A 22,956-nucleotide genomic window follows, 5' to 3' on the forward strand; every position below is an offset into this window, starting at 1 on the left:
AAAATGAATAGTTGAGAACTCTGCCATCGCAGATTCAAAACGGAGAGCGGCCGTGGAACTGAGCGACCTGCAGACCTTTGCCGCGGTGGCGCGCGCCGGCGGCATCACGCGCGCCGCGGAGGTGCTCAACACGGTCCAGTCCAACGTCACGCAGCGGATCAAGGCGCTGGAAGCCGAGATCGGCACCGCGTTGTTCGAACGCCACAGCCGCGGCATGACCCTGACCGGCGCCGGACAGCGCCTGCTGCCCTACGCCGATCGCATCGCGGCGCTGTCGCGCGAAGCGGTTCTCGCCGCGCGTGACGACGGCGAGCCGCAGGGGCCGCTGATGATCGGCTCGATGGAGACGACCGCCGCGGTGCGCCTGCCGACGCGGCTCGCCGACTTCCATCGCCGCTTTCCCGCCGTCGCCCTCAGCCTGCGCACGGCGCCGACCGCCGATCTCGTCGCGAGCGTGCTCGACGGCACTCTCGATGGTGCCTTCGTCGCCGGTCCGATCGACCATCCCGATCTCGCCGGCGTCGTCGCGTTCGAGGAAGAGCTGGTGCTGGTGACGGCCCGGCGCTTCGAAAGCCTGTCCGCCTTACGCGCGGCGACCGCGGCGTCGGGACCGACCGCGCTGGTGTTCAGGACCGGCTGCACCTACCGGCAGCGGCTGGAGCAGGTGTTCAACGATTTCGGCTGGCCCGCCGCGTCCCGGATCGAGCTCGGCACCCTCGACGGCATGATCGGCTGCGTCGCCGCCGGCATGGGCGTCGCGCTGCTGCCGCGCGCGGTGGTGACGCGGCACGCGATGAGCGGCAGCGTCGGGCTGCACACACTCGATCCGTCCCATGCGCAGGTCGAGACGCTCTTCATCCACCGCCGCGCGGCGCATCGCAGCAGTGCGCTGTCGGCCTTCATGGAAGGCCTCGGCTGCCGGGATCACGACATCGCGGCGTAAGACGTTCGCCCAGAGATTGTGCACAGGCGTCCCAGCCACAAGACACATTCCACAGCACGGAATCAACGCCACCTCCGCAAAACACTGCCATTTCGACCGATGCGACGTTCGGGCGCTGTGCAGCGCACGCATCCGAAAACATTTTGTCCGGCAGCCCTGCACTACGTTAGGATGCAGCGCTGGCCAGCGCGAAAACAACAAACATCAACATGTCGGAGGAAATGCGATGCGCAACGCGTTCGTGTTGGGCTGCTCGATTGCCATGATGGGTGCGATCGGGACGGCCCAAGCCCAGGACTGGACGAAATCGAAATGGGGGCCGAACGACGAGATCGGCGCGGCCAACTACATCACGCCGGAGCTCGTGGTCAAAGCCGCCTCGCTGGTGAAGACCGGCAAGACCTATCCGCTCGGCATGATCATCGACTCCAAGACCCCCGCCTACCCGCCGCGCTCGTTCAAAATCACGGTGGTCCAGCCGGGACAGGCGGGCATTCCCGGACTCGGGCCCAACAAGGCGACCTACAATGACGACATCGTCGAAGGCTGGGTCGGTGTCGGCAGCCAGATTGACGGTCTCGGCCATCTCGGTATCGAGCACGTCTACTACAACGGCAACAAGCTGCTCGACTTCGCCGATCCGACCGGCCTGAAGAAGCTCGGCATCGAGAAGGTGCCGCCGCTGGTCGCACGCGGCGTGCTGCTCGACATGGCCGCCTATTATAACACCGACGTGGTCAAGGAAGGCACGGCGTTCAACGTCAAGGAGATCGAGGAGGCCGCCAAGAAACAGGGTGTCGAAATCCGCCAGGGCGACATCGTCATCTTCCACACCGGCTGGCTCGGTCTGATCGGCAAGGACGACAAGCGCTACGGCGCCGGTGAGCCGGGTCTCGGCGTCGAAGGCGCGAAATACCTGACCTCGAAGGGCGTGGTCGCCGTCGGCGCCGACAATTGGGCGGTGGAGGCGATCCCGTTCGAGTCCAACAACCTGTTCGAGGTGCACCAGATCCTGCTCGCGATGAACGGAACCTACATCCTGGAGAACATGGACACCGCTGAGCTCGCCAAGGACAAGGGCTACGAGTTCCTGTTCGTCCTGGGCCAGCCGCGCTGGCGCGGCGGCGTCCAGGGCATGATCAACCCGATCGCGATCCGGTAGCTCATTGAATCGCATCTGCTTTGCGGGCACGGTCTGCCGTGCCCGCTCAGCCATTCACGACGAACTCCCCGGCAATGCCGATCGCCGCAAGAAATGACGGGTCGTGGCTGACGACCAGCAGCGCGCCGTCGAAGTCGCGCAGCGCCCGCTCCAGGATCTCGATCGAGAAAATGTCGAGATGGTTGGTCGGCTCATCGAGCAGCAACAGCCATGGCGGACGCTCGCCGCCGAACGTGCAGGCAAGGCCCGCGCGCAGGCGCTCGCCGCCGGACAGCGTCTCCACCGTCTGCTCGGCGTCGCGGTTGCGGAATGCGAAGCGCGCGCAGGCTGCATGCGCCGCTTCGGCGCCGAGCGCCGGATGGAGGCGGCGGAAATTGCCGATGATGCTGTCGCTGCGATCCAGCAACGCGACGTGCTGATCCAGCATCGCGATACGCCCGTCGGCGCGCCGGACCGTTCCATCGGTCAGCGGAATCGCGCCGATCGCGGCCCTGAGCAGCGTGGTCTTGCCTGCGCCATTGCGTCCGGTGATCGCGATCCGCTGCCGGCCCCTGACACCGAGCGTCCAGGGACCGAACCTCCTGTCGCCGGCGCTCACGACCGCGTCCTCCATCGCAAGCAGCTCGGTGCCGGCGCCGAGCCCGGTCGGCGGCAGGACCATCGAGAGCGGCGTCAGCACCTCCACACGTTGTCGCGCCTGTTCTGCTCGCTCGGCCGCTTCGGTGATCATGCGCTCGGCGAGCCGCTGCGATCGCCCGCCGGTCATCTCGGCCCGCTCGGCTCGGGCGCCCAGAATGATCCTCGGGGCCGAGCCGGCGGCGGCGAAAGCACGGCCGGCCTTGTCCTTGCGCGCCTTGGCTTCGCGCTGGCGCTGCACGGCGCGGCTGACATCCCGCGCATGCGCATCGGCGCGGTCCAGCGCGATCGCTGCACGCGCCCGCGCATCCTCCCGCGCCTGCGTAAACATCGTCCAGCCGCCACCGACGATGTGGACCCCGACCGGGGTGAGCTCCACGATCCGGTCCATCTTCTCCAGCAGCGCGCGGTCATGACTGGCGACCAGCACGCCGCCGCGCCAGCGCCGCATCAGCCGGCCGACGGCGTCGCGGCCCTCGGCATCGAGATTGTTGGTGGGCTCGTCAAGCAGCAGCAGATCCGGCGCCTCGATCAGCAGCCGCGCGATGCCGATGCGCGTCCGCTCGCCGCCGCTGAGCGAGTCCATCGAGCGATCGAGCGCAATTCCGGCGAGGCCCGCCTCGGTCAGCGCGTCATCGACACGACTCGGCAGGCTCCAATCCGCGCGCGCGAGATCATCGGCAAGATCGGTGTCCTGGCTCTTTCCCGCAACGATACGGCCGATGACCGCAAGGTCGCCGGCGACGCCGAGCGCCTCGTCGACACGCAAACCGGGATCCCAGTGCTGCGCCAGAAGGCCGAGCGCCCCGCTGCGCGTCACCGCTCCGGCCGCCGGCTCCGAGACGCCAGCGACGATGCGGAGCAAGGTCGACTTGCCGGAGCCGTTGCGGCCGACCAGACCGACGCGCTCGGCGCCGATCGAGAGCGTGAGATTGTCGAAGAGAGGATGACCGTCAGGTGTCGCGGCGGCGACCGCGTCGAGCGTGAGACAGAAGGACATGAGCGACCGTGTTGGCAGAGGACACAAAGCGGCGGGCAATGTTGGTCCTGCGATCCACGGCACCACTCCTGTTCACGGTACGATGCTCCATATAGAACGATGGCAGCGGAGCGACAAGCCATGCGCCTGCCGTGCTGGCTCGGGGGATGCACCCATGCTAAGCGGCGCGCCATGCCCGCTCCCATCCTTCCCCTCATCGAAGCCGCCGGCCGCTGGCCCGAGCGCGGGGCGCTCGTCGGCCTCGATCTCGGCACCAAGACCATCGGCGTCGCCGTGTCGGATCCCGACCGGCGGCTCGCCACCGGCGTCGAGACCATCCAGCGCAAGGCCTTCAAGGCCGACGCGGCGCGACTGCAGGCGATTTGCGCCGAGCGCAAGGTGGTCGGCTTGGTGCTGGGCCTGCCGATCAACATGGACGGCAGCGAAGGGCCGCGGGCGCAATCGACCCGGGCGTTCGCGCGCAACCTCGCGGGCATCACCGACCTGCCGATCGGCCTCTGGGACGAGCGGCTGTCGACGGCCGCCGTCGAGCGCGAGCTGATCGGCATGGATGTCAGCCGCGCCAAACGCGCCGAGGTGATCGATACGCATGCAGCGATCTTCATCCTGCAGGGCGCGCTCGATCGGCTTGCGACCTTGCGCCAGTCCGGTCGCTAGCTCATGAGCCCCGTCGCCGCGGCGCTCGCGCCGGTGTTCCTGCTGATCGTGGTCGGCTTCGGCCTGCGGCGCAGCCTGATCCGGCTGGATACGCAATGGCACGGGCTCGAGCGGCTGACTTATTATGTGCTGTTTCCGGCGCTGCTGCTGCAGAGCCTGGTGAAGGCCGATCTCGGCAAGGTGCCGGTCGCAGGCATCGGCGGCGCCCTGTTCCTGGCGATGCTGGCGATGTCGGCGCTGTGCCTCGCGCTGCGGCCGCTGCTCACCCGCTCCGGCATCGATGGTCCGGCTTTCACGTCGATCTTCCAAGGGGCAACCCGCTGGCAGACCTACGTCGCGCTGAGCGTGGCGGGCAGCCTGTTCGGCCCGACCGGGCTCGCGGTGGCCTCGGTCGGCATGATCGCGATCATCCCGATGGTCAACGTATTCAGCGTCGCCGTGCTCGCCCACTATGCCTCGCCGACCCGCCGCTCGATGCGCGAGATCCTCGCCACCATCATCCGCAATCCGCTGATCTGGGCCTGCATCGCCGGGCTCGCACTCAACGTAGCCCATGTGCCGCTGCCAAAGCTCTGGCACGATGCCGCCGATGCGCTCGGCCAGGCCTCGCTGCCGATCGGTTTGCTGGTGACCGGCGCCGGTCTGCACTTCGAGGGCTTGCGGCGCGCCGGCCCGGCCGCCGCGCTCGGCGTCGTGCTCAAGCTGGTCCTGATGCCCCTCCTCGCTATCGGGCTTGCCGGATGGTTCGGCGTCACCGGCCCGAGCCTCGTGGTGGTCGCGATCTGCGCGGCGGTGCCGACCTCGCCGAGCGCCTATGTGCTGGCGAAGCAGATGGGCGGCGATGCGCCGCTGCTGGCGCAGATCATCTCGCTGCAGACCGTGCTGGCCGCGCTGACCATGCCGCTCGCGATCGCCTGGGCGAGCTGAACACCGCGCTCAGGAGTGGCCGCTGGCGAGCCACATGGTTTGCACCGTGGCGGCGAGGTTGTTGAGCCCGTGAAGCACCATGGTCAGATAGGTGGAGTGGGTTCGGGAGCGCAGATAGCCGAACCACGCGCCGAGGGAAAACACGTTGAGCAAGGCGAACCAGTCGTACTGGAGATGCAGCACGGTCCAGAGCAAGGACGACAGCACGATGGCGCCGGGCACGCGCAGGAAGGAGTCCGACCAGCCGCGGTAGAGAAAGCCGCGCGCCATCAGCTCTTCCGACACCGGTGCGGCGACGCAGAAGGCGATGACCATCAGCCAGACCACGCCGTCGCCTCTGGCGGTCTTCAGGATGTCCACCATGAAGCTCGACGACGTGTCTCCGCGGCCGGTCAGTTGCGAAATCAGCTCCCAGCATCCCAGGATCACAACCATGCCGACAAAGCCAAAGCCGAAATTCTTCCAGCCGGTCCAGCGCAGGCCCAGATAGTCGGCGAACGACATGCGGGTGTGGCGGACGGCAAAATAGATCGGGATCAAAATGGCCGGAACGCCCATGATCGCCGACAGCGAGACCGTGAGCGACCGGCTCGCGATCTGGATCATGGCCAACTGAAACGCGGCCATGCTGTCGATTGGCCCCTCATGGCGCAGCAGGAAATAGACGATCGGAGTCAGCTGGCCGATGAAGAACACGACGATGATGAGGAGGCCCCACAGCAAGGTGCGCCAGAAGCCGAGCGTGCGCGGCTGATGCTGCGCCGGAGCGACCTGCTGTGGCGGGTTGCCCGGATCGAGGGAATCCATCACGGCGGCTTCGGGAGTGTCGGTCAAGGCAGCGCGCGCTCCAGCAAGGTACGGATGTCCGAGGGATCGAGATCGATGGCGCCGTACATGCTCGGATGAACAGCGGAAAGACGCGTCGCGGCGAACAGTTCGGCATGGCCGGGCATCACGAGGTTGAGCGCGGCGGCGGCTGCGAGCAGCGCCAGCCTCTCGACCGCGAGGCGCGCGACGCGCTCGGAATCCGATCGACGGAAGCTGGTCTCGATGAAGGCAAGCGCCTCCGCGGCGCCAGGGAGTCCGCCGGTCTCGGCTTTCAGATGCATCAGGACATGCGCGGCAGCCTCCGTCTCGCGCGACAGCGCGCGCAGCACGTCGAGGCACATCACGTTGCCCGAGCCTTCCCAGATAGCATTGACCGGCGACTCCCGGAAGTGGCGCGCGAGAATGCCGTCCTCGACATAGCCATTGCCGCCCAGGCACTCCATCGCCTCATACAGGAACGGCGGCGCGCTCTTGCAGACCCAGTATTTGATCGCGGGCGTCAACAGCCGCATGTAGGCGGCTTCGCTCGCGTCAGCCGGCGTGCGGTCGAACGCGCGGCACAGCCGCATCACCAGCGCCACCGTCGCCTCGACATGGAGAGCCATGTCGGCGAGCACCGCCTGCATCAAGGGCTGGTCGGCGAGATGCTTCTGGAACACGCTGCGATGGCGCGCATGATGCAGCGCATGCGCGAGCCCCGAGCGCATCAGGCCGGCAGACGAGATCGCGCAATCCTGCCGCGTCAGTTGCACCATCTGGATGATGGTGCTGATGCCCCTGCCCTCGTCGCCGACCCGCTCGGCATAGCTGCCTGCGAACTCCACCTCCGACGAGGCATTGGAGCGATTGCCGAGCTTGTCCTTCAAGCGTTGAAACTGAATCGCGTTCACCGCGCCATCCGGCGTGAAGCGCGGCATTAAGAAGCAGGTCAGGCCGGCATCGGCCTGCGCCAGCACCAGGAACGCGTCGCACATCGGCGCCGACATGAACCATTTGTGCCCGGTGATGCGATAGCCATCGGTCGTACGCTCAGCGCGCGTCATGTTGGCGCGCACGTCGGTCCCGCCCTGCTTCTCGGTCATGCCCATGCCGAGCGTCATGCCGCGCTTTTGCCACCACGGCGCAAACGCCGGATCGTAGTCGCGCGTGCCGATGAGGGGCATCGTCCGCGCCAGCAGGTCAGGCTGCGCGGCCAGCGCCGCCACCGAGGCCCGCGTCATCGTGATCGGACAGAGGTGTCCGCTCTCGACCTGCGAGGCGATGTAGAACTTCGCCGCGCGTACCACCTCCGACGCGCCGCCAACAGGATGGCCCCCGGCGGTCCATGTCGAATTGTGCAGGCCGGCCTCGACCGAGCGCGTCATCATCTGATGATAGGCCGGATGAAACTCGACGACGTCCCGCCGAAAGCCCTTGGCGTCGAAGCTGCGCAGCTTCGGCGTGTTCTCATTGGCGAGCCGGCCCTGCTCGGCCATCGCAGCCGAGCCCCATCGCTTGCCGAAAGCTGTCAGCTCCTGCTCAGCCCCGGCACCACCATTGGCCTTGACGGCGTCGGCCAACGGCCGGTCGGCCGTGAACAGGTCGACGTCCTCGAACGGCGGCGACTGGTTGAAGACCTCATGGGTCGCGAAGGAAGATTGCGTCATGGCCGTGCCCTGCAGAGATCGATCATCGGCGCGGCCGAATGGGAAAAACATAAGTGGTCGCGCCAGCGCCCGGCAGCGAAAAGTGCCACCACTCCTTGGCATAGTTCACAAAACCTTGCCGCGCCATCACCGCAACCAGCTCGTTGCGCCAGCGGCGCTGCTCCGGTGTCAGGTTCTGCGCAGCGGTATGGGCCTTCACGTCGGAACAATCGTAGCCGGTTCCCATGTCGACGCTGCCCTCGGGCGCGCGTAGCGCTGCGGGCGCGGTGCAGTCCGCGTAGTCCTTGGCCGGGTCGAACGCCGCGGAATTGTCGGCCGCGAGCTCGACCAGCGTGAGATCGAGCGCCGCACCCGTCGAATGGCTCGAACGCAGGGCGATATAGCCGAGACGGAACAGGTCCTGCTTGGCAACGCGCGGAGTGTAGCGGCGGCCGGCCGTGGTCTCGACGCCGTCCTGGGACCAGGCCAGCATCTCTGCGACCGCACGCACCGGCCGGTAGCAGTCGAGCATCTTCAGCGACAGGCCGCGCTGCCGCAGCTCGGCCTGAGCCGCCTGCAGCCGCCGCGCCACGTCACGCGTCACGACGCATTCGGCCGCCTCGTAGCCCGGCAAGGGTCGGCCGACGAAATTGTTGCTGCCGGCATAACGGATGTCCTGGAGGATCGTCGGGTCGATGTCGCGGAGATAGACGAAATCGAACGGCAACGCGGCCGCGCAGGCCGGCACGATCGCCGCCAGCAGGATCAGCGCATATCGGAGCGGGCCTCCTCCGACGACGGCCCGCCAGCCCCCGGTTTGGAGCCCCCTGAGAGGCTCGGAAGACGGAACGGGGGATAACTCGGAACCCCGGCTTTCGGCCTTGCCCCCCATGGAAACCGCGCCTATAGCTCTGGCTTTAATGGCAACCTCTCCGAAATCGACTTTCGTCCTCGGGCACCGGCATTTGCTGGGAATCGAGGGCCTTTCCGCCCACGACATCACCGGCCTCCTTGACCTGTCCGAGGAGTATGTCGAACTGAATCGTCAGGTCGACAAGAAGCGCACCGTGCTGCGCGGCCGCACCCAGGTCAACCTGTTCTTCGAGGCCTCGACCCGGACCCAATCCTCGTTCGAGCTGGCCGGCAAGCGGCTCGGCGCAGACGTCATGAACATGTCGGTGTCGTCCTCGTCCATCAAGAAGGGCGAGACCCTGATCGACACCGCGGTCACGCTCAACGCGATGCATCCGGACATTCTGGTGGTCCGCCACCACGCCTCCGGCGCGGTCGAGCTGCTCGCGCGCAAGGTCGACGGCTCCGTGATCAATGCCGGCGACGGCGCGCATGAGCATCCGACCCAGGCGCTGCTGGATGCGCTGACGATCCGCCGCAACAAGGGCCGCATCGAGGGGCTGGTCATCGCGATCTGCGGCGACGTGCTGCATTCGCGCGTGGCGCGATCCAACATCCTGCTGCTGAACACGATGGGCGCGCGCGTCCGCGTGGTCGCACCCTCCACGCTGCTGCCACCCGGCATCGAGCGCATGGGCGTCGAGGTCGCGCGCGACATGCGCGAGGGGCTGAACGGCGCCGACATCGTGATGATGCTGCGGCTGCAGCGCGAGCGCATGAACGGCTCGTTCGTGCCGTCGTCGTCGGAATATTTCCAGTATTTCGGGCTCGACCAGAAGAAGCTCGCCTACGCCAAGCCCGACGCGCTGGTCATGCATCCGGGGCCGATGAACCGTGGCGTCGAGATCGAATCCATCGTGGCCGATGGCGCGCAGTCGCTGATCCGGGAGCAGGTCGAAATGGGCGTCGCCGTGCGCATGGCCGTGCTCGAAGCACTGGCCCGCAACCTGCCCAACGCGTGATACAGAAGTCGGGACCAAACGCCATGCTGACCGACCGCCGCCCGATCCTGCTCGCCAATGCGCGCGTGATCGACCCCTCCCGCGACTTCGACGGCCCCGGCGACGTGCTGATCGCCGACGGCGTCATCCGCGACCTCAAGCGCGGCATCGGCGCCGCGGGCGTGCCCGAGGGCACCGATGTCGTCAACTGCGCCGGCAAGATCGTGGCCCCCGGCCTGATCGACATGTGCGCCTTCGTCGGCGAGCCGGGTCTGGGCCATCGCGAGACATTCGCCAGCGCCAGCCAAGCCGCCGCGACCGGCGGCATCACCACCATCATCTGCCAGCCCGGCACTGAGCCTGTGATCGACAATTCGGCGACCGTCGACTTCGTGCTGCGCCGCGCCCGCGACACCGCGATCGTCAACATCCAGCCGATGGCGGCGCTGACCAAGGGCCTGCGCGGCGAGGAGATGACCGAGATCGGGCTGTTGCGCGCCGCCGGCGCCGTCGCCTTCTCCAACGGCCACAGCAGCGTGATGAACGCCCAGGTGATGCGCCGCGCGCTGACCTATGCGCGCGATTTCGATGCCCTGATCGTGCATCACACCGAGGACCCGAACCTCGTCGGCGAAGGCGTCATGAACGAAGGCGAGTTCGCCTCGCGGCTCGGCCTCTCCGGCATTCCGCCCGCAGCCGAAGCCGTCGTGCTCGAGCGCGACATGCGCCTCGTCGCACTCAGCAAGGGCCGCTATCACGCGGCCGCGCTGAGCTCGATCGACTCGCTCGACATCCTCAGGCGCGCCCGCGAGGCAGGGCTCACGGTGAGCGCGTCGGTCTCGATCAATCATGTCACCCTGAACGAGAACGACATCGGCCCCTACCGCACCTTCCTGAAGCTGACGCCGCCGCTGCGCACCGAAGTCGATCGCCGCGCGCTGGTCGAGGCGCTGGCCTCCGGCCTGATCGACGTCATCATGTCGGACCACACGCCGCAGGACGTCGAGGTCAAGCGGCTGCCGTTCGCGGAAGCCGCCAGCGGCGCGGTCGGACTCGAGACGATGCTGCCGGCGGCGCTGCGGCTGGTGCACAATGGCGAGCTCAGCTGGACCGCCCTGATCCGCGCGATGTCGACCCGGCCCGCCGAGCTGCTCGGCCTGCCCGGTGGCACCTTGCGGGCGGGCGCGCCGGCGGACATCATCGTGATCGATCCGGACGTGCCCTGGATCCTCGATCCGGCAGACCTCAAATCGCTGTGCAAGAACACGCCGTTCGACGAAGCCCGCTTCACCGGCCGCGTGGTCCGCACCATCGTCGGCGGCCGCACCGTGTTCGAACATGTCTGACGCCAGGCGAAGCGTCGAAGGAGTCGCGTGATGGGTTCCGAAGCCTTCCTGCCGGTCGCTCTCATCATCGGCTATCTCCTCGGCTCCATCCCGTTCGGCCTGATCCTTACCAAGCTCGCCGGCACGCAGGATCTGCGCAGCATCGGCTCCGGCAACATCGGCGCCACCAATGTGCTGCGCACCGGCCGCAAGGGGCTGGCGGCGGCGACCCTGCTCGGCGACGCTCTCAAGGGCACGGCGGCCGTGATCATTGCGGGCTATCTCGGCGGCCCGAATGCCGCGATGGTCGCGGGCCTCGGCGCCTTCCTCGGTCACTTGTTCCCGGTGTGGCTGAAGTTCCGCGGCGGCAAAGGTGTCGCCGTTTACATCGGTATTTTGATCGGACTGTTCTGGCCGGGCGCGATCTTCTTCTGCCTCGTCTGGCTCGCAACCGCCTTCGCGCTCCGCTACTCATCACTCGCGGCACTCGTCGCCAGCGTGCTGACGCCGATCGTGTTGTGGGCTTTCGGCCACACCGCGCTGGCCGCCTTGTTCACCCTGCTCACATTGTTGCTCATTTACATGCATCGCGAAAACATCAAGCGATTGCAGTCGGGCACCGAGAGCAAGATCGGGGCGAAGAAGTAGTCACTCCGGGCAAATACGGAGCAAATACGGAAAACCTGTGTTTTAGCCTGTATTCACAGCGGCTGCGCAGCAACACCAGCGATTCATCAGCTAATAAGTCAACGCGGGACTCTGGCGTGAATCATGATTGCCTGTCATGATTCCTGCATGTGGTTACGCAAGACCAATTCCAGCGGTTCGTCGGCCACGCACGATGACCGTACTGATCAGGTTCCGGCGCAGCAGAAGGCGGCCCCGGACCGATCGAACGCCAGCCTGCTGCTGTCAGCGGCTGAGATCTGGTCGACCGGCATCACGGCCGCTGCAGAACCGGCGCAGACGCCCGAGACAGTCGCGCTGGCCGCGCAGGTCACGTCGGATGTCGCGCTCCCCGCCGAAACATCCGAGCCCAGCCCTGCGCCGGAACGCGCCGATGTCGCACCGGCCGTCGCCGGGACGATCATCGCGACCACGTGCGCGGCCGCAATCAGCGAGACCAAAGCCGCGGAGACGCCCGAGCGAACGCTTGCGGAGACGATCGCCAGCGCCACCCTGCCGCCGCCGCCGCGAACATGGCCGCCGCGCAAGCTGTCGCTGGCCCTGCAGGGCGGCGGAACGTTCTCGGCCTTCACCTGGGGCGTGCTGGATCGCCTGCTCGAGGAACCCGGTTGCGATTTCGACACCATCAGCGGCGCCAGCGCCGGCGCGGTCAACGCCGCGCTGCTCGCGAGCGGGCTGGCCAAGGGCGGCCGTGACGAAGCGCGCAACCGGCTCGCTTTGTTCTGGACCCGGCTGATGGAGGAGGCGTCGTTCCGATCGCTGCTGGTGATCGGCGCGTACTCGCCGGCGAGCAGCTCGGTGTCGTTCGGTGCGGGGCTGCGGGGCGGACGCGCCGACCCGCTCGATCTCGATCCGCTCCGCGACCTCCTCCGCGAGACGATCGATTTCGACGCCGTGCAGGGCCCGGCCGCGCCCCGCCTGCTGGTTGCGGCGACCCGGGCCCGTGACGGCCTGCCGCAGATCTTCCGCAATGCCGGCGTCACGCCGGATGCTCTGCTCGCCTCCACCTGTCCCGCGCAACTGCACGCCGCAGTCGACATCGAGGGCGAGGCGTATTGGGACGGCGGCTACGTCACCAATCCGCCGCTGATCCAGATCGCGCATGAGTCGAGCGCCGCCGACCTGCTGGTCGTTCAGGTCATGCCCGCGCGCGACGGCCATGTCCCGATGACCTCGGCCGCGATCGATCGCCGCCTCGACCAGATCGCCGGCAATGCGGTCCTGAACGCCGAGCTCGCGGCACTCGAATGGGCGCGCAGCGACGGCCTGCATCCGCCGCGCGTTCATCGGCTTGCCGCCGAGGACGAGATCGAGGCCCTGGCTCAGCGCGATGCGACCGACCTCGGCAGCGGCTTCATCGAGCTGCTCTACCAGCGCGGACGCGACGCCGCGGAACGCTGGCTGCGCGAAGCCCCGGCCGGCACCACGCCGGCCATCCCCGACGAGCAGCCCGCGCTGGCGTCGCCGGTGTCCGTGTCCGAGGATGTGCGCGACGTCGCGCCGGCGTAGCGCGCCCTCTTCCCTGCGTCTTCGGGTTGCTCCATTCTAGCCTCCGGGTTTGGGGGGCTATGCGTGGACGCCATCAACACGACGATCGAGCTGAGCGACACCGAGCGGCGCGACCGGCTGCGGCTGATCCGTTCCGACAATGTCGGCCCGCGCACCTTCCACTCGCTGCTCGACCATTTCGGCACCGCGCGCGCCGCGCTCGACCGGCTGCCCGACCTGGCACGCCGCGGCGGCGCGGCCGGAGCCGGCCGGATCTGCACGGTCGGCGAAGCCGAGGCCGAACTCGACGCCTGCAAGCGGCAGGGCGTCGACCTGCGGGCGCCGGACGAGGACGGCTATCCGCCCCGACTCGCCACCTGCGACGATGCACCTCCGCTGCTGGCGGTGCGCGGCGCCCGCGAGACGCTGATGCGCCCGATGATCGCCATCGTCGGTTCGCGCAACGCCTCCGCCGCCGGACTCAAATTCGCCGGCCAGATCGCCCATGAGCTCGGCCAGGCCGGCTTCATCATCATCTCGGGGCTCGCCCGCGGCATCGATCAGGCCGCCCATCGCGCGAGCCTCGGCAGCGGCACCGTCGCGGTCCTCGCCGGCGGCCATGACCGGATCTATCCGCCGGAGCATGTCGATCTGCTCGGCGCCATCATCAGTGGCAGTGGCGCCGCAATCTCCGAGATGCCGCTCGGACACGAGCCGCGCGCCCGCGACTTTCCCCGCCGCAACCGGCTGATATCAGGCGCCTCGCTCGGCGTCGTCGTCGTCGAGGCCGCGCATCGCTCGGGCTCGCTGATCACGGCGCGCATGGCCGGCGAACAGGGTCGCGAGGTCTTCGCCGTCCCGGGCTCGCCGCTCGATCCCCGCTGCGCGGGCACCAACGATCTCATCAAGCAGGGCGCCACGCTGGTCACCGAAACCGCCGACATCATCCAGGCCGTCGGCCCGATCATGGAGCGGCCGCTGCCCTTGTCGCTGCGCGAGCCGGACGAGGAGTTGTTCGCCCCCGATCCCGAAAGCCACGACCGCGCGCAGATCACAGCCCTGCTCGGCCCGACGCCGGTGTCGATCGACGACCTGATCCGGATCAGCGGCCTGTCACCCGCCGTGCTGCGCATGGTGCTGCTCGAGCTCGAGCTGGCCGGCCGTCTGGAGCGCCACGGCGGCGGGATGGTGTCGCTGACCTGACTCTCAGTCCGCATCCCTGCGCGCGTCGAACCGCGTGCGCGCCTGCTCGATCTGCTCCTGGTGCCGGATGGCCCACTGCCCAAGCGCCTGCACCGGCTGCGACAGGCCGCGGCCGAGATCGGTCAGCTCATAATCCACCCGCGGCGGAATGGTCGGAAACACCGTCCGCGTCACCAGCCCGTCGCGCTCGAGGCCGCGCAGGGTCAAGGTCAGCATCCGCTGGGAAATCCCGCCAACGAGCCGCTTCAGCTCGTTGAAGCGCTTCGGCCCGTCCTGAAGCATCATGATGACGAACACGCTCCATTTGTCGCCGACACGCGCCAGGATCGAGGCCGCGCCCCGGCAATCATCATGACTTGGCTGCGTCGGGAGATCGGGATCATCGCTGTTCGCAAGTGTCACGGCTGTGCTCGGGTTTCAAGAATGTGCGTTCTTGTGAGGTTACAGCACAGTCACTCATAGTGCGCCAGTTACAAACCAATACTGAGGTGACTGACCTATGACCCAACTCCTCCACATCGACTCCAGCGTGCTCGGCGCGAACTCCGTCAGCCGTCAGGTATCCGCCGCGATCGTCGGCCGTTTTCGCCAGATCATGCCGGGGCTGGAGGTGATTTACCGAGATGTCGCAGCCGAGCCGCTGTCGCATCTGTCAGGAACGCATGTCGCCGTCGCTTACGGAGCGCCCGTCGAGGATCCCGCGGTGGAAGCTGATATCGCTGCCGGACAGGCGGTTCTAGAAGAGTTCCTGGCTGCCGATATCGTCGTGATCGGCGCTCCGATGTACAACTTCTCTATCCCGAGCCAGCTTAAGGCCTGGATCGACCGCATCGCCGTCAAGGGTAAGACCTTCAGCTATGGCCCAAACGGCCCGCAGGGTCTGGCCGGTGGCAAGCGCATTATCGTGGCGCTCTCGCGCGGCGGCCATTACGGCGCGGACACGCCGATGGCGGCATTCGAACACCTGGAGACCTATTTGCGCAGTGTCTTCAGCTTCATCGGCGTCACGTATCTCGAATTCGTTGCGGCCGACGGTGTCCAGATCGGCCCGGAGCATCGCGAGCAAGCCCTGGCCAAGGCGATTCAAACGGCCGGCGGTCTCGCCGCTTGAGTCCCTCGGTGGCTGCCGCCGGCAGCCACCGCTTTCAACTCCGGGGCAGGTCTCAAACCGCCCACCGACCCGGCCGGTCAACCCCGATAGATCGGCGCACCGGCCGGCGAGCTCGTGGCGCCGCCATCGACGAACAGCTCCTGGCCTTGGACATGCGCGGCGTCGTCCGAGGCCAGGAACAGCACGGTGCCGGCGATATGGTCAGGCTCGCCGATATGACCGAGCGGGGTGGTCGCCGCGATCCTTGCCTCGAACATCTTTTCGGCGTCCGGCGTCGCGACCGCGGCGCCCCAGATCGGCGTCCGGATCGCGCCCGGCGCGACCACGTTGACGCGGATGCCGCGCGGCGACAGCTCCGACGCCAGCACCCGCGCCATCGCGCGCACCCCGGCCTTGCTCGCGGCGTAGGCCGAATAGCCGGGATTGCCGAGCACGGAGATCACCGAACCATTGAGGATGACCGAGGCGCCGTCCTTGAGATGAGGCAGCGCCGCCTGCACCGTGAAGAACACGCCCGTCAGATTGGTGCGGATCACCTGCTCGAACACCTCGAGCTTGGTTGCCCCGGCCGGGGTGGCGCCGGGGATGCCGGCATTGGCGAACAGGATGTCGAGCTTGCCGAAGCGTTCTGCGGCGGTGGCAGCCGCGGCCTCCGTCGCGGCGATGTCCGTGGCATCGGCCACCAGCGCCAGCGCGTTCGGCCCGAGCTCGCGCGCCGCAGCCTCCAGCCGCCCGGCATCGCGCCCGGTGATCGCGATCCTGGCGCCTTCGGCGACGAAACGGCGGGCGGTCGCAAGCCCGATGCCGCTACCGCCGCCGGTAATCAGTGCCGTCTTGTTCGCAAGCCTCACGTCCGTCTCCATATGGTTGCATTATTAAACCGATGGACGACATAGGCTCTCTGGTTTTATAATGCAACCACACAAGTGCGTGAGCGGGCTCGAGCGCCCCGGGCATCAGCCGCCCCTGGGTGACAGGACAAGGATCATGTGATGGTCAAGCGCACCAGTCTGGAAGGCGACGCCTGCCCGATCGCACGGTCGCTGGATGCGATCGGCGACTGGTGGTCGTTGCTGATCATCCGCGACGCGTTTCTCGGCGTGCGCCGCTTCAGCGCGTTTCAACGCAGCCTCGGCATGGCCAAGAACATCCTTGCGGCGCGGCTGCGGGCGTTGGTTGATCGCGGCATCCTGACCACCGAGCCGGCCTCGGATGGCAGCTCCTATCGCGACTACGTGCTGACGCCGAAGGGCCGCGGCCTGTTTCCGATCCTGGTCGCACTGCGGCAGTGGAGCGAGGAATTCGACGAGCACCCCGACCAGATCGCCACCGCGCTCGTCGACCGGGTGAACCGCAGGCCGGTTCGCAAGCTGCTGCTCACTGCGGAAGACGGCCGGACGCTGGCGCCGGAGGAAACCGCTCTCGCCCCGCGGTGAGCGCGGCCGGCCGTCAGCACAGCCTGCGGCGGCTGCGCAGCCTGAGATGCTCCTCGGCCTCCAGGTTCGCCATGCGCAGGAGGTAGTCGAGCATGTCGAGGCGATGGCGCTGCGCCAGATGCGACAGGCTGGCCGTCACCTCGGCGATCAGCGCCGCCGCGGCGTCGGGATCCTCCACCATCGCCTCGACGTCCGGGTCGCTTTTGTCCGCTGCCTTGGCCAACAACTGTCACCCAGCATAAGGAATTTGACGAAAAACAACCTCAAAAGAGCGCGGATCTCATCGTGCTCCGTACAACCTGATAGGTACTTCGCCGACCCAACGCAATCGCCTTTCAACATCCCTCGATTTGACAGGAACCCCCTCACCACCCATGTTCGGGTCAACGCAGCCGGCGCGAATCCCGCGAAGCCAGCTTAAATCCTTCCACTAAGCCATTGGAAATACATGAATATCGTCATCGTGGAGTCGCCTGCCAAGGCCAAGACGATCAATAAGTATCTGGGCTCCTCCTACGAGGTTCTGGCCTCTTTCGGTCATGTCCGCGACCTTCCGGCCAAGAACGGCTCCGTCGATCCGGACGAGAATTTCCGCATGATCTGGGAGGTCGACCCCAAGGCGGCCGGCCGACTCAACGACATCGCCAAATCGCTGAAGGGTGCCGACCGGCTGATTCTCGCCACCGACCCTGATCGCGAGGGCGAAGCGATTTCCTGGCATGTGCTGGAGGTGTTGAAGGAGAAGCGGGCGCTCAAGGATCAGAAGATCGAGCGCGTCGTCTTCAACGCCATCACCAAGCAGGCCGTCTCGGAGGCGATGAAACATCCGCGCCAGATCGACGGTGCGCTTGTCGACGCCTACATGGCGCGCCGCGCACTCGATTACCTCGTGGGCTTCACTCTCTCTCCCGTGCTGTGGCGCAAGCTGCCGGGCGCCCGCTCGGCCGGACGCGTGCAGTCGGTCGCGCTGCGTCTCGTCTGCGATCGCGAGCTGGAGATCGAGAAGTTCGTCCCGCGTGAATATTGGTCGCTGATCGCAACCTTGGCGACGCCGCGCGGCGACATCTTCGAGGCGCGCCTCGTCGGCGCCGACGGCAAGAAGATCCAGCGGCTCGACATCGGCACCGGCGCGGAGGCCGAGGATTTCAAGAACGCGCTCAACGCGGCGAGCTACACGGTCGCGACCGTCGATGCCAAGCCGGCACGGCGCAATCCGCAGGCGCCCTTCACCACCTCGACGCTGCAGCAGGAGGCGAGCCGCAAGCTCGGCTTTGCGCCGGCGCACACGATGCGCATCGCGCAGCGGCTCTACGAAGGCATCGACATCGGCGGCGAGACCACCGGTCTCATTACCTATATGCGAACCGACGGCGTGCAGATCGCGCCGGAGGCGATCACCCAGGTGCGCAAGGTGATCGGCGAGATCTACGGCAACAAATACGTCCCGGATAGCCCGCGCCAGTACCAGGCCAAGGCCAAGAACGCCCAGGAAGCGCACGAAGCGATCCGTCCGACCGACCTGTCGCGCAAGCCGGCCGAGCTGCGCAAGCGGCTCGATGACGATCAGGCCAAGCTCTATGAGCTGATCTGGACCCGCACCATCGCGAGCCAGATGGAATCGGCCGAGCTTGAGCGCACCACCGTCGACATCATCGCCAAGGCGGGCGCGCGCACCCTGGAGCTGCGCGCCACCGGCCAGGTCATCAAGTTCGACGGCTTCCTCGCGCTCTATCAGGAAGGCCGCGACGATGAGGAGGACGAGGACAGCCGCCGCCTGCCGCAGATGAGCCCGAACGAACAGCTCAAGCGGCAGAATCTCGCGGTCACCCAGCATTTCACCGAGCCGCCGCCGCGCTTCTCCGAGGCCTCGCTGGTCAAGCGCATGGAGGAGCTCGGCATCGGCCGTCCCTCGACCTATGCCTCGATCCTGCAGGTGCTGAAGGACCGCGGCTACGTGAAGCTGGAGAAGAAGCGGCTGCACGGCGAGGACAAGGGCCGCGTCGTGATCGCGTTCCTGGAGAACTTCTTCCGCCGCTACGTCGAGTACGATTTCACGGCCGATCTGGAGGAGCAGCTCGACCGCATCTCCAACAACGAGATCGCCTGGCAGCAGGTGCTGAAGGATTTCTGGACCGGCTTCATCGGCGCCGTCGATGACATCAAGGACCTGCGCGTCGCGCAGGTGCTCGACGCACTCGACGAGATGCTGGGGCCGCACATCTATCCGCCGCGCGACGATGGCGGCGATGTCCGTCAGTGCCCGACCTGCGGCACCGGACGACTCAACCTCAAGGCCGGCAAGTTCGGCGCCTTCGTCGGCTGCTCGAACTATCCGGAATGCCGCTACACCCGCCCGCTCGCCGCCGACAGCGAGGCGACCGCCGATCGCGTGCTCGGCCAGGATCCGGACACCGGCCTCGACGTCGTCGTCAAGGCCGGCCGCTTCGGCCCCTACATCCAGCTCGGCGAGCAGAAGGATTATGCCGAGGGCGAGAAGCCGAAGCGCGCCGGCATCCCGAAGGGCACCTCGCCTGCGAGTCTCGAGCTCGACCACGCCCTGAGGCTGCTGTCGCTGCCGCGTGAGGTCGGCATCCATCCCGAGACGGGTCTGCCGATCATCGCCAATCTCGGCCGCTTCGGGCCGTTCGTGAAGCACGACAAGACCTATGCGAGCCTGGAGGCCGGCGACGAGGTGTTCGACATCGGCCTCAACCGCGCCGTCACCCTGATCGCCGAGAAGATCGCCAAGGGACCAAGCAAGCGCTTCGGCGCCGATCCCGGCAAGGCGCTCGGCGAGCATCCCTCGCTCGGCGCCGTCGCCGTCAAGGCCGGCCGCTACGGCGCCTATGTCACCGCCGGCGGCGTCAACGCCACCATTCCCGGCGACAAGGAGAAGGACACGATCACCCTGGCCGAGGCGATCGCGCTGCTCGACGAGCGCGCCGCCAAGGGTGGCGGCAAGGCGAAGGCCAAGGGCAAGGCGGCGAAGCCGGCCAAGTCTGCCAGCAAAGCGGCGGCCAGCAAGGCCAAGCCGAAGACCGGCGGCGACGACGACACGCCGAAGCCGGCGAAGAAGGCCGTGGCGAAGAAGGCGGCCGCCAAACCGAAATCAGACTCCACCAGCAAGGCGCGTGCGCCGGTCGCCAAGGCCGCCAAGACCTCGGCGAAGCCCGCGACCAAGGCGACGCCCAAGAAGAGCGCTGGCAAGGCCCGCGGATGAGAAAATGAGCAAGAAGCGCGACATCGGCTTCCCTCCGCGGGAGGCCATCGTCGCCTACATCCGCGCCAATCCGGGCAAGGTTGGCACCAAGGATATCGCCCGCGAGTTCGGCCTGAAGAACGCTGATCGCGCGGCCCTCAAGCAGTTGCTACGCGAGCTCGTCGCCGACGGCACCGTGAAGAAGAGCGGCCGCAAGACCGTCGTCGAGACCGCCACCTTGCCGGCCACGCTGGTTGTCGACATCACCGGGCGCGACAGCGACGGCGAGCTGATCGCCAAGCCCGCCGAGTGGGACGAGGCCGAGCAATCCGAGCCGCCGCGCATCCGCATCCACACCCCGCGCCATGCCGGGCCCGGCTCGGCGGCCGGCGTCGGTGACCGCGCGCTGCTCCGCGTCGAGCCGATCAAGGATGAGGCGGGCGTGTCCTATCGCGGCCGCGTCCTCAAGGTGCTCGATCAGGCGCGGCCGCGCGTGCTCGGCATCTTCCGGGCTAATCCCGGCGGCGGCGGCCGCCTCATTCCGGTCGACAAGAAGCAGGCGGGACGCGAGCTCTCCATCGCCCCCGCCGACGCCAAGGACGCCAAGGACGGTGATCTCATCAGCGTCGACCTGCTGCGCGGCCGCGGCTACGGCCTGCCCTCCGGACGTGTGAAGGAGCGCTACGGTTCGGTCGCGACCGAGAAGGCAATCAGCCTGATCGCGATCCATGCCCACGAAATCCCGATGGATTTCTCCGCGGCGGCCGTGGCAGAGGCCGAAGCCGCGCAGCCCGCGAGCTTGAAGGGGCGTGAGGACTGGCGCGAGCTGCCGCTGGTCACGATCGATCCGCCCGATGCCAAGGATCACGACGACGCCGTTCATGCCGAGCCGGATCCCGATCCGAACAATGCCGGCGGCTTCATTCTCCATGTCGCGATCGCCGACGTCGCCTACTACGTGCGGCCGGGCTCAGCGCTCGACCGCGACGCGCTGATCCGCGGCAACTCGGTGTATTTCCCCGACCGCGTCGTGCCGATGCTGCCCGAGCGCATCTCCAACAATCTGTGCTCGCTGGTGCCGGGCGAAGCGCGCGGCGCGCTCGTCGTGCGCATGGTGTTAGGCGCGGACGGCCGCAGGCGCTCGCACTCGTTTCATCGCGTGCTGATGCGCTCGGCCGCCAAACTGTCCTACGCGCAGGCGCAGGCCGCCATCGACGGCAAGCCCGACGACGTCACCGGCCCCCTGCTCGAGCCGATCCTCAAGCCGCTCTACGCGGCCTATGAGGTCGCCAAGCGCGGCCGCGACGCGCGCGATCCGCTTGACCTCGACATTCCCGAGCGCAAGATCCTGCTGAAGACCGACGGCACCGTCGACCGCGTCGTCGTGCCGGAGCGCCTCGATGCTCACAAGCTGATCGAGGAGTTCATGATCTCGGCCAACGTCGCCGCGGCGGAGCTTTTGGAGAAGAAGGCGCTGCCTTTGATCTACCGCGTGCATGATGAGCCGACGGTGGAGAAGATCCATGCGCTGCAGGAGTTCCTGAAGACGCTCGACGTGCCCTTCGCCAAATCAGGCGCGCTCAGGCCGTCGCTGTTCAACCGCGTGCTGACCCTGGTCGCCGGCCAGGACTACGAGCATCTCGTCAACGAGGTCGTGCTGCGCTCGCAGGCGCAGGCGGAATATTCGACCGACAATTACGGGCATTTCGGCCTGAACCTGCGCCGCTACGCGCATTTCACCTCGCCGATCCGCCGCTACGCCGACCTCGTCGTGCATCGCGGCCTGCTGCGCGCGCTCGGCCTCGGCGACGGCGCCCTGCCCGACAGCGAGACGCCGGATCACCTCGCCGAGGTCGCGGCGCAGATCTCGGTGACCGAGCGGCGCGCGATGAAGGCCGAGCGCGAGACCGCCGACCGCCTGATCGCGCATCATTTGGCGGACCGCGTCGGCGCCACCTTCCAGGGCCGCATTTCCGGCGTCACCCGCGCCGGCCTGTTCGTCAAGCTCGATGATACCGGCGCCGACGGCCTGGTTCCGATCCGCACCCTCGGCACGGAATATTTCGACTATGACGAGACGCGACATGCGCTGATCGGCCAGCGCAGCGGTGCCATGCACCGGCTGGGTGACGTCGTCGACGTCCGTCTGGTAGAAGCTCAGCCGGTGGCCGGTGCGCTGCGCTTCGAGCTGCTGACCCAGGCGGATGTGCTGGTGTCGCGGCATCCGCGCGGCGCAGGACCCCGGCGAAAGAATAACGTCGGGAAGAACGCCAAGGCGACCAAGCGGGCCAAATCCGAGGCTCGGCCGAAGCACAAAGAAAAAAGCCGCAAGAAAAGCCCAGCGGCAGGGGCAAAACGCAAGCCCGGCACATCGAAGAAAGGCAGATCGTGGACGCCATGACCTCAACGCCCCGCACATTGCCCCCGCAGACCTGGACGCGTGACGCCGGCGCCGTCGAGAAGCGCGACGTCTGGACCGCGATGAAGCGCGGCCTGCGCGGCCGCTGCCCGCGCTGCGGCGAGGGCAAGCTGTTCCGCGCCTTCCTGAAGGTCGCGGACAATTGCAACCGCTGCGGCCAGGATTTCTCCGGGCATCGCGCCGACGATCTTCCCGCCTATCTCGTGATCGTCATCGTCGGCCACATCATCGTGCCGCTGGTACTCTCGATCGAGACCAACTACGCGCCGCCGGTGGCGCTGCAGCTCGCGATCTATCTGCCGGTGACCTTGGTCGCCTCGCTCGCTTTGATTCAGCCGGTCAAGGGCGCCGTCGTCGGGCTGCAATGGGCATTCCGCATGCACGGCTTCGACGACAATCCCGTGGAAGGCATTCCACCGGTGTGAGCGACCAAACGATCAACAAATAAGAAAAAGCG

General features: G+C 67.3%; 21 protein-coding genes. 14 read left to right on the forward strand and 7 right to left on the reverse strand.

Going from position 1 to position 22,956, the window contains the following annotated elements; genetic code table 11:
• The first annotated feature begins 52 nt into the window (after positions 1–52).
• Both QW845_RS24430 and QW845_RS24435 read left to right on the forward strand, forming a co-directional pair.
• Positions 53–943 (forward strand): LysR family transcriptional regulator, encoded by an 891-nt coding sequence (locus QW845_RS24430; RefSeq protein ID WP_315804084.1) that lies wholly within the window; start codon positions 53–55, stop codon positions 941–943.
• Positions 944–1,169: 226 nt separating this feature from the next.
• Entirely contained in the window at positions 1,170–2,105 is a 936-nt protein-coding gene (locus QW845_RS24435) for a cyclase family protein (RefSeq protein WP_315804085.1), read from the forward strand.
• A gap of 46 nt (positions 2,106–2,151) precedes the next feature.
• Here the strand turns inward: QW845_RS24435 and QW845_RS24440 are convergent, their stop codons facing one another.
• A complete protein-coding gene (locus QW845_RS24440) occupies positions 2,152–3,741 on the reverse strand; it encodes an ABC-F family ATP-binding cassette domain-containing protein (RefSeq protein ID WP_315804086.1) in 1,590 nt (529 codons plus the stop codon).
• Between the two features lie 171 nt (positions 3,742–3,912).
• On the opposite strand from QW845_RS24440, the gene ruvX reads away from it, so the two are divergent.
• Positions 3,913–4,398, forward strand: coding sequence for a Holliday junction resolvase RuvX (gene ruvX, locus QW845_RS24445; RefSeq protein ID WP_315804087.1), 486 nt, complete (start codon positions 3,913–3,915; stop codon positions 4,396–4,398).
• A 3-nt stretch (positions 4,399–4,401) separates the two neighbouring features.
• Complete coding sequence (locus tag QW845_RS24450) at positions 4,402–5,325, forward strand: AEC family transporter (protein ID WP_315804088.1); 924 nt, start codon at positions 4,402–4,404, stop codon at positions 5,323–5,325.
• A gap of 9 nt (positions 5,326–5,334) precedes the next feature.
• On the opposite strand, the gene QW845_RS24455 is transcribed toward QW845_RS24450, so the two are convergent.
• From QW845_RS24455 to QW845_RS24465, 3 genes are read right to left on the reverse strand one after another with little or no spacing between them, the layout of a single operon-like run.
• Positions 5,335–6,159 carry a CPBP family intramembrane glutamic endopeptidase gene (locus QW845_RS24455; RefSeq protein WP_315804089.1) on the reverse strand — a complete coding sequence of 275 codons (825 nt, stop codon included), beginning with the start codon at positions 6,157–6,159 and terminating at the stop codon, positions 5,335–5,337.
• Positions 6,156–7,799, reverse strand: a complete 1,644-nt coding sequence (locus tag QW845_RS24460; protein WP_315804090.1) for an acyl-CoA dehydrogenase family protein — start codon at positions 7,797–7,799, stop codon at positions 6,156–6,158. The genes QW845_RS24455 and QW845_RS24460 overlap by 4 nt, the downstream gene beginning before the upstream one ends.
• A gap of 22 nt (positions 7,800–7,821) precedes the next feature.
• Positions 7,822–8,526 (reverse strand): M15 family metallopeptidase, encoded by a 705-nt coding sequence (locus QW845_RS24465; protein ID WP_315804091.1) that lies wholly within the window; start codon positions 8,524–8,526, stop codon positions 7,822–7,824.
• Positions 8,527–8,698: 172 nt separating this feature from the next.
• Here QW845_RS24465 and QW845_RS24470 point away from each other — a divergent pair, with 172 nt between their 5' ends.
• The 5 genes from QW845_RS24470 (at position 8,699) to dprA (ending at position 14,334) form a co-directional block, all read left to right on the forward strand.
• Complete coding sequence (locus QW845_RS24470; protein WP_042339600.1) at positions 8,699–9,652, forward strand: aspartate carbamoyltransferase catalytic subunit; 954 nt, start codon at positions 8,699–8,701, stop codon at positions 9,650–9,652.
• A 23-nt stretch (positions 9,653–9,675) separates the two neighbouring features.
• Positions 9,676–10,977, forward strand: a complete 1,302-nt coding sequence (locus tag QW845_RS24475) for a dihydroorotase (protein WP_315804092.1) — start codon at positions 9,676–9,678, stop codon at positions 10,975–10,977.
• Between the two features lie 30 nt (positions 10,978–11,007).
• Positions 11,008–11,604 carry a glycerol-3-phosphate 1-O-acyltransferase PlsY gene (plsY, locus tag QW845_RS24480; RefSeq protein WP_315804093.1) on the forward strand — a complete coding sequence of 199 codons (597 nt, stop codon included), beginning with the start codon at positions 11,008–11,010 and terminating at the stop codon, positions 11,602–11,604.
• Between the two features lie 147 nt (positions 11,605–11,751).
• Positions 11,752–13,152, forward strand: a complete 1,401-nt coding sequence (locus tag QW845_RS24485) for a patatin-like phospholipase family protein (RefSeq protein ID WP_315804094.1) — start codon at positions 11,752–11,754, stop codon at positions 13,150–13,152.
• A gap of 63 nt (positions 13,153–13,215) precedes the next feature.
• Positions 13,216–14,334 (forward strand): DNA-processing protein DprA, encoded by a 1,119-nt coding sequence (gene dprA / locus QW845_RS24490; protein ID WP_315804095.1) that lies wholly within the window; start codon positions 13,216–13,218, stop codon positions 14,332–14,334.
• A gap of 3 nt (positions 14,335–14,337) precedes the next feature.
• On the opposite strand, the gene QW845_RS24495 is transcribed toward dprA, so the two are convergent.
• Complete coding sequence (locus QW845_RS24495) at positions 14,338–14,736, reverse strand: helix-turn-helix domain-containing protein (RefSeq protein ID WP_315804096.1); 399 nt, start codon at positions 14,734–14,736, stop codon at positions 14,338–14,340.
• A 97-nt stretch (positions 14,737–14,833) separates the two neighbouring features.
• On the opposite strand from QW845_RS24495, the gene QW845_RS24500 reads away from it, so the two are divergent.
• Positions 14,834–15,445, forward strand: a complete 612-nt coding sequence (locus QW845_RS24500; RefSeq protein ID WP_315804097.1) for an FMN-dependent NADH-azoreductase — start codon at positions 14,834–14,836, stop codon at positions 15,443–15,445.
• Positions 15,446–15,522: 77 nt separating this feature from the next.
• Here the strand turns inward: QW845_RS24500 and QW845_RS24505 are convergent, their stop codons facing one another.
• Entirely contained in the window at positions 15,523–16,296 is a 774-nt protein-coding gene (locus QW845_RS24505) for an SDR family NAD(P)-dependent oxidoreductase (RefSeq protein WP_315804098.1), read from the reverse strand.
• 141 nt (positions 16,297–16,437) lie between these two features.
• Between QW845_RS24505 and QW845_RS24510 the strand changes: the two genes are divergently transcribed.
• Positions 16,438–16,881 (forward strand): helix-turn-helix domain-containing protein, encoded by a 444-nt coding sequence (locus QW845_RS24510; protein WP_315804099.1) that lies wholly within the window; start codon positions 16,438–16,440, stop codon positions 16,879–16,881.
• Positions 16,882–16,894: 13 nt separating this feature from the next.
• Here the strand turns inward: QW845_RS24510 and QW845_RS24515 are convergent, their stop codons facing one another.
• On the reverse strand, positions 16,895–17,104 hold the full coding sequence (locus tag QW845_RS24515; protein ID WP_315712655.1) for a hypothetical protein: 210 nt from the start codon (positions 17,102–17,104) through the stop codon (positions 16,895–16,897).
• Positions 17,105–17,329: 225 nt separating this feature from the next.
• On the opposite strand from QW845_RS24515, the gene topA reads away from it, so the two are divergent.
• The 3 genes from topA to QW845_RS24530 are packed head-to-tail and all read left to right on the forward strand — an operon-like array spanning position 17,330 to position 22,924.
• On the forward strand, positions 17,330–20,101 hold the full coding sequence (gene topA, locus QW845_RS24520) for a type I DNA topoisomerase (RefSeq protein ID WP_315804100.1): 2,772 nt from the start codon (positions 17,330–17,332) through the stop codon (positions 20,099–20,101).
• Between the two features lie 4 nt (positions 20,102–20,105).
• On the forward strand, positions 20,106–22,481 hold the full coding sequence (gene rnr, locus QW845_RS24525; RefSeq protein WP_315804101.1) for a ribonuclease R: 2,376 nt from the start codon (positions 20,106–20,108) through the stop codon (positions 22,479–22,481).
• Positions 22,478–22,924, forward strand: a complete 447-nt coding sequence (locus QW845_RS24530; RefSeq protein WP_315804102.1) for a DUF983 domain-containing protein — start codon at positions 22,478–22,480, stop codon at positions 22,922–22,924. Before rnr ends, QW845_RS24530 begins: the two co-directional genes overlap by 4 nt.
• Positions 22,925–22,956: the final 32 nt, after the last annotated feature.

It is taken from the genome of Bradyrhizobium sp. SZCCHNS3002, assembly GCF_032377435.1.
Classification (GTDB): domain Bacteria; phylum Pseudomonadota; class Alphaproteobacteria; order Rhizobiales; family Xanthobacteraceae; genus Bradyrhizobium.

Excerpts from the sequence above, each read along its gene's own strand:
- rnr (WP_315804101.1), top strand. The coding sequence starts at position 20,106 with ATGAGCAAGAAGCGCGACATCGGCTTCCCTCCGCGGGAGGCCATCGTC.
- QW845_RS24450 (WP_315804088.1), top strand. The coding sequence starts at position 4,402 with ATGAGCCCCGTCGCCGCGGCGCTCGCGCCGGTGTTCCTGCTGATCGTG.
- QW845_RS24485 (WP_315804094.1), top strand. The coding sequence starts at position 11,752 with ATGTGGTTACGCAAGACCAATTCCAGCGGTTCGTCGGCCACGCACGAT.
- QW845_RS24475 (WP_315804092.1), top strand. The coding sequence starts at position 9,676 with ATGCTGACCGACCGCCGCCCGATCCTGCTCGCCAATGCGCGCGTGATC.
- ruvX (WP_315804087.1), top strand. The coding sequence starts at position 3,913 with ATGCCCGCTCCCATCCTTCCCCTCATCGAAGCCGCCGGCCGCTGGCCC.
- QW845_RS24510 (WP_315804099.1), top strand. The coding sequence starts at position 16,438 with ATGGTCAAGCGCACCAGTCTGGAAGGCGACGCCTGCCCGATCGCACGG.
- topA (WP_315804100.1), top strand. The coding sequence starts at position 17,330 with ATGAATATCGTCATCGTGGAGTCGCCTGCCAAGGCCAAGACGATCAAT.
- QW845_RS24470 (WP_042339600.1), top strand. The coding sequence starts at position 8,699 with ATGGCAACCTCTCCGAAATCGACTTTCGTCCTCGGGCACCGGCATTTG.
- QW845_RS24435 (WP_315804085.1), top strand. The coding sequence starts at position 1,170 with ATGCGCAACGCGTTCGTGTTGGGCTGCTCGATTGCCATGATGGGTGCG.
- QW845_RS24530 (WP_315804102.1), top strand. The coding sequence starts at position 22,478 with ATGACCTCAACGCCCCGCACATTGCCCCCGCAGACCTGGACGCGTGAC.
- QW845_RS24440 (WP_315804086.1), bottom strand. The coding sequence starts at position 3,741 with ATGTCCTTCTGTCTCACGCTCGACGCGGTCGCCGCCGCGACACCTGAC.
- QW845_RS24500 (WP_315804097.1), top strand. The coding sequence starts at position 14,834 with ATGACCCAACTCCTCCACATCGACTCCAGCGTGCTCGGCGCGAACTCC.
- plsY (WP_315804093.1), top strand. The coding sequence starts at position 11,008 with ATGGGTTCCGAAGCCTTCCTGCCGGTCGCTCTCATCATCGGCTATCTC.
- QW845_RS24460 (WP_315804090.1), bottom strand. The coding sequence starts at position 7,799 with ATGACGCAATCTTCCTTCGCGACCCATGAGGTCTTCAACCAGTCGCCG.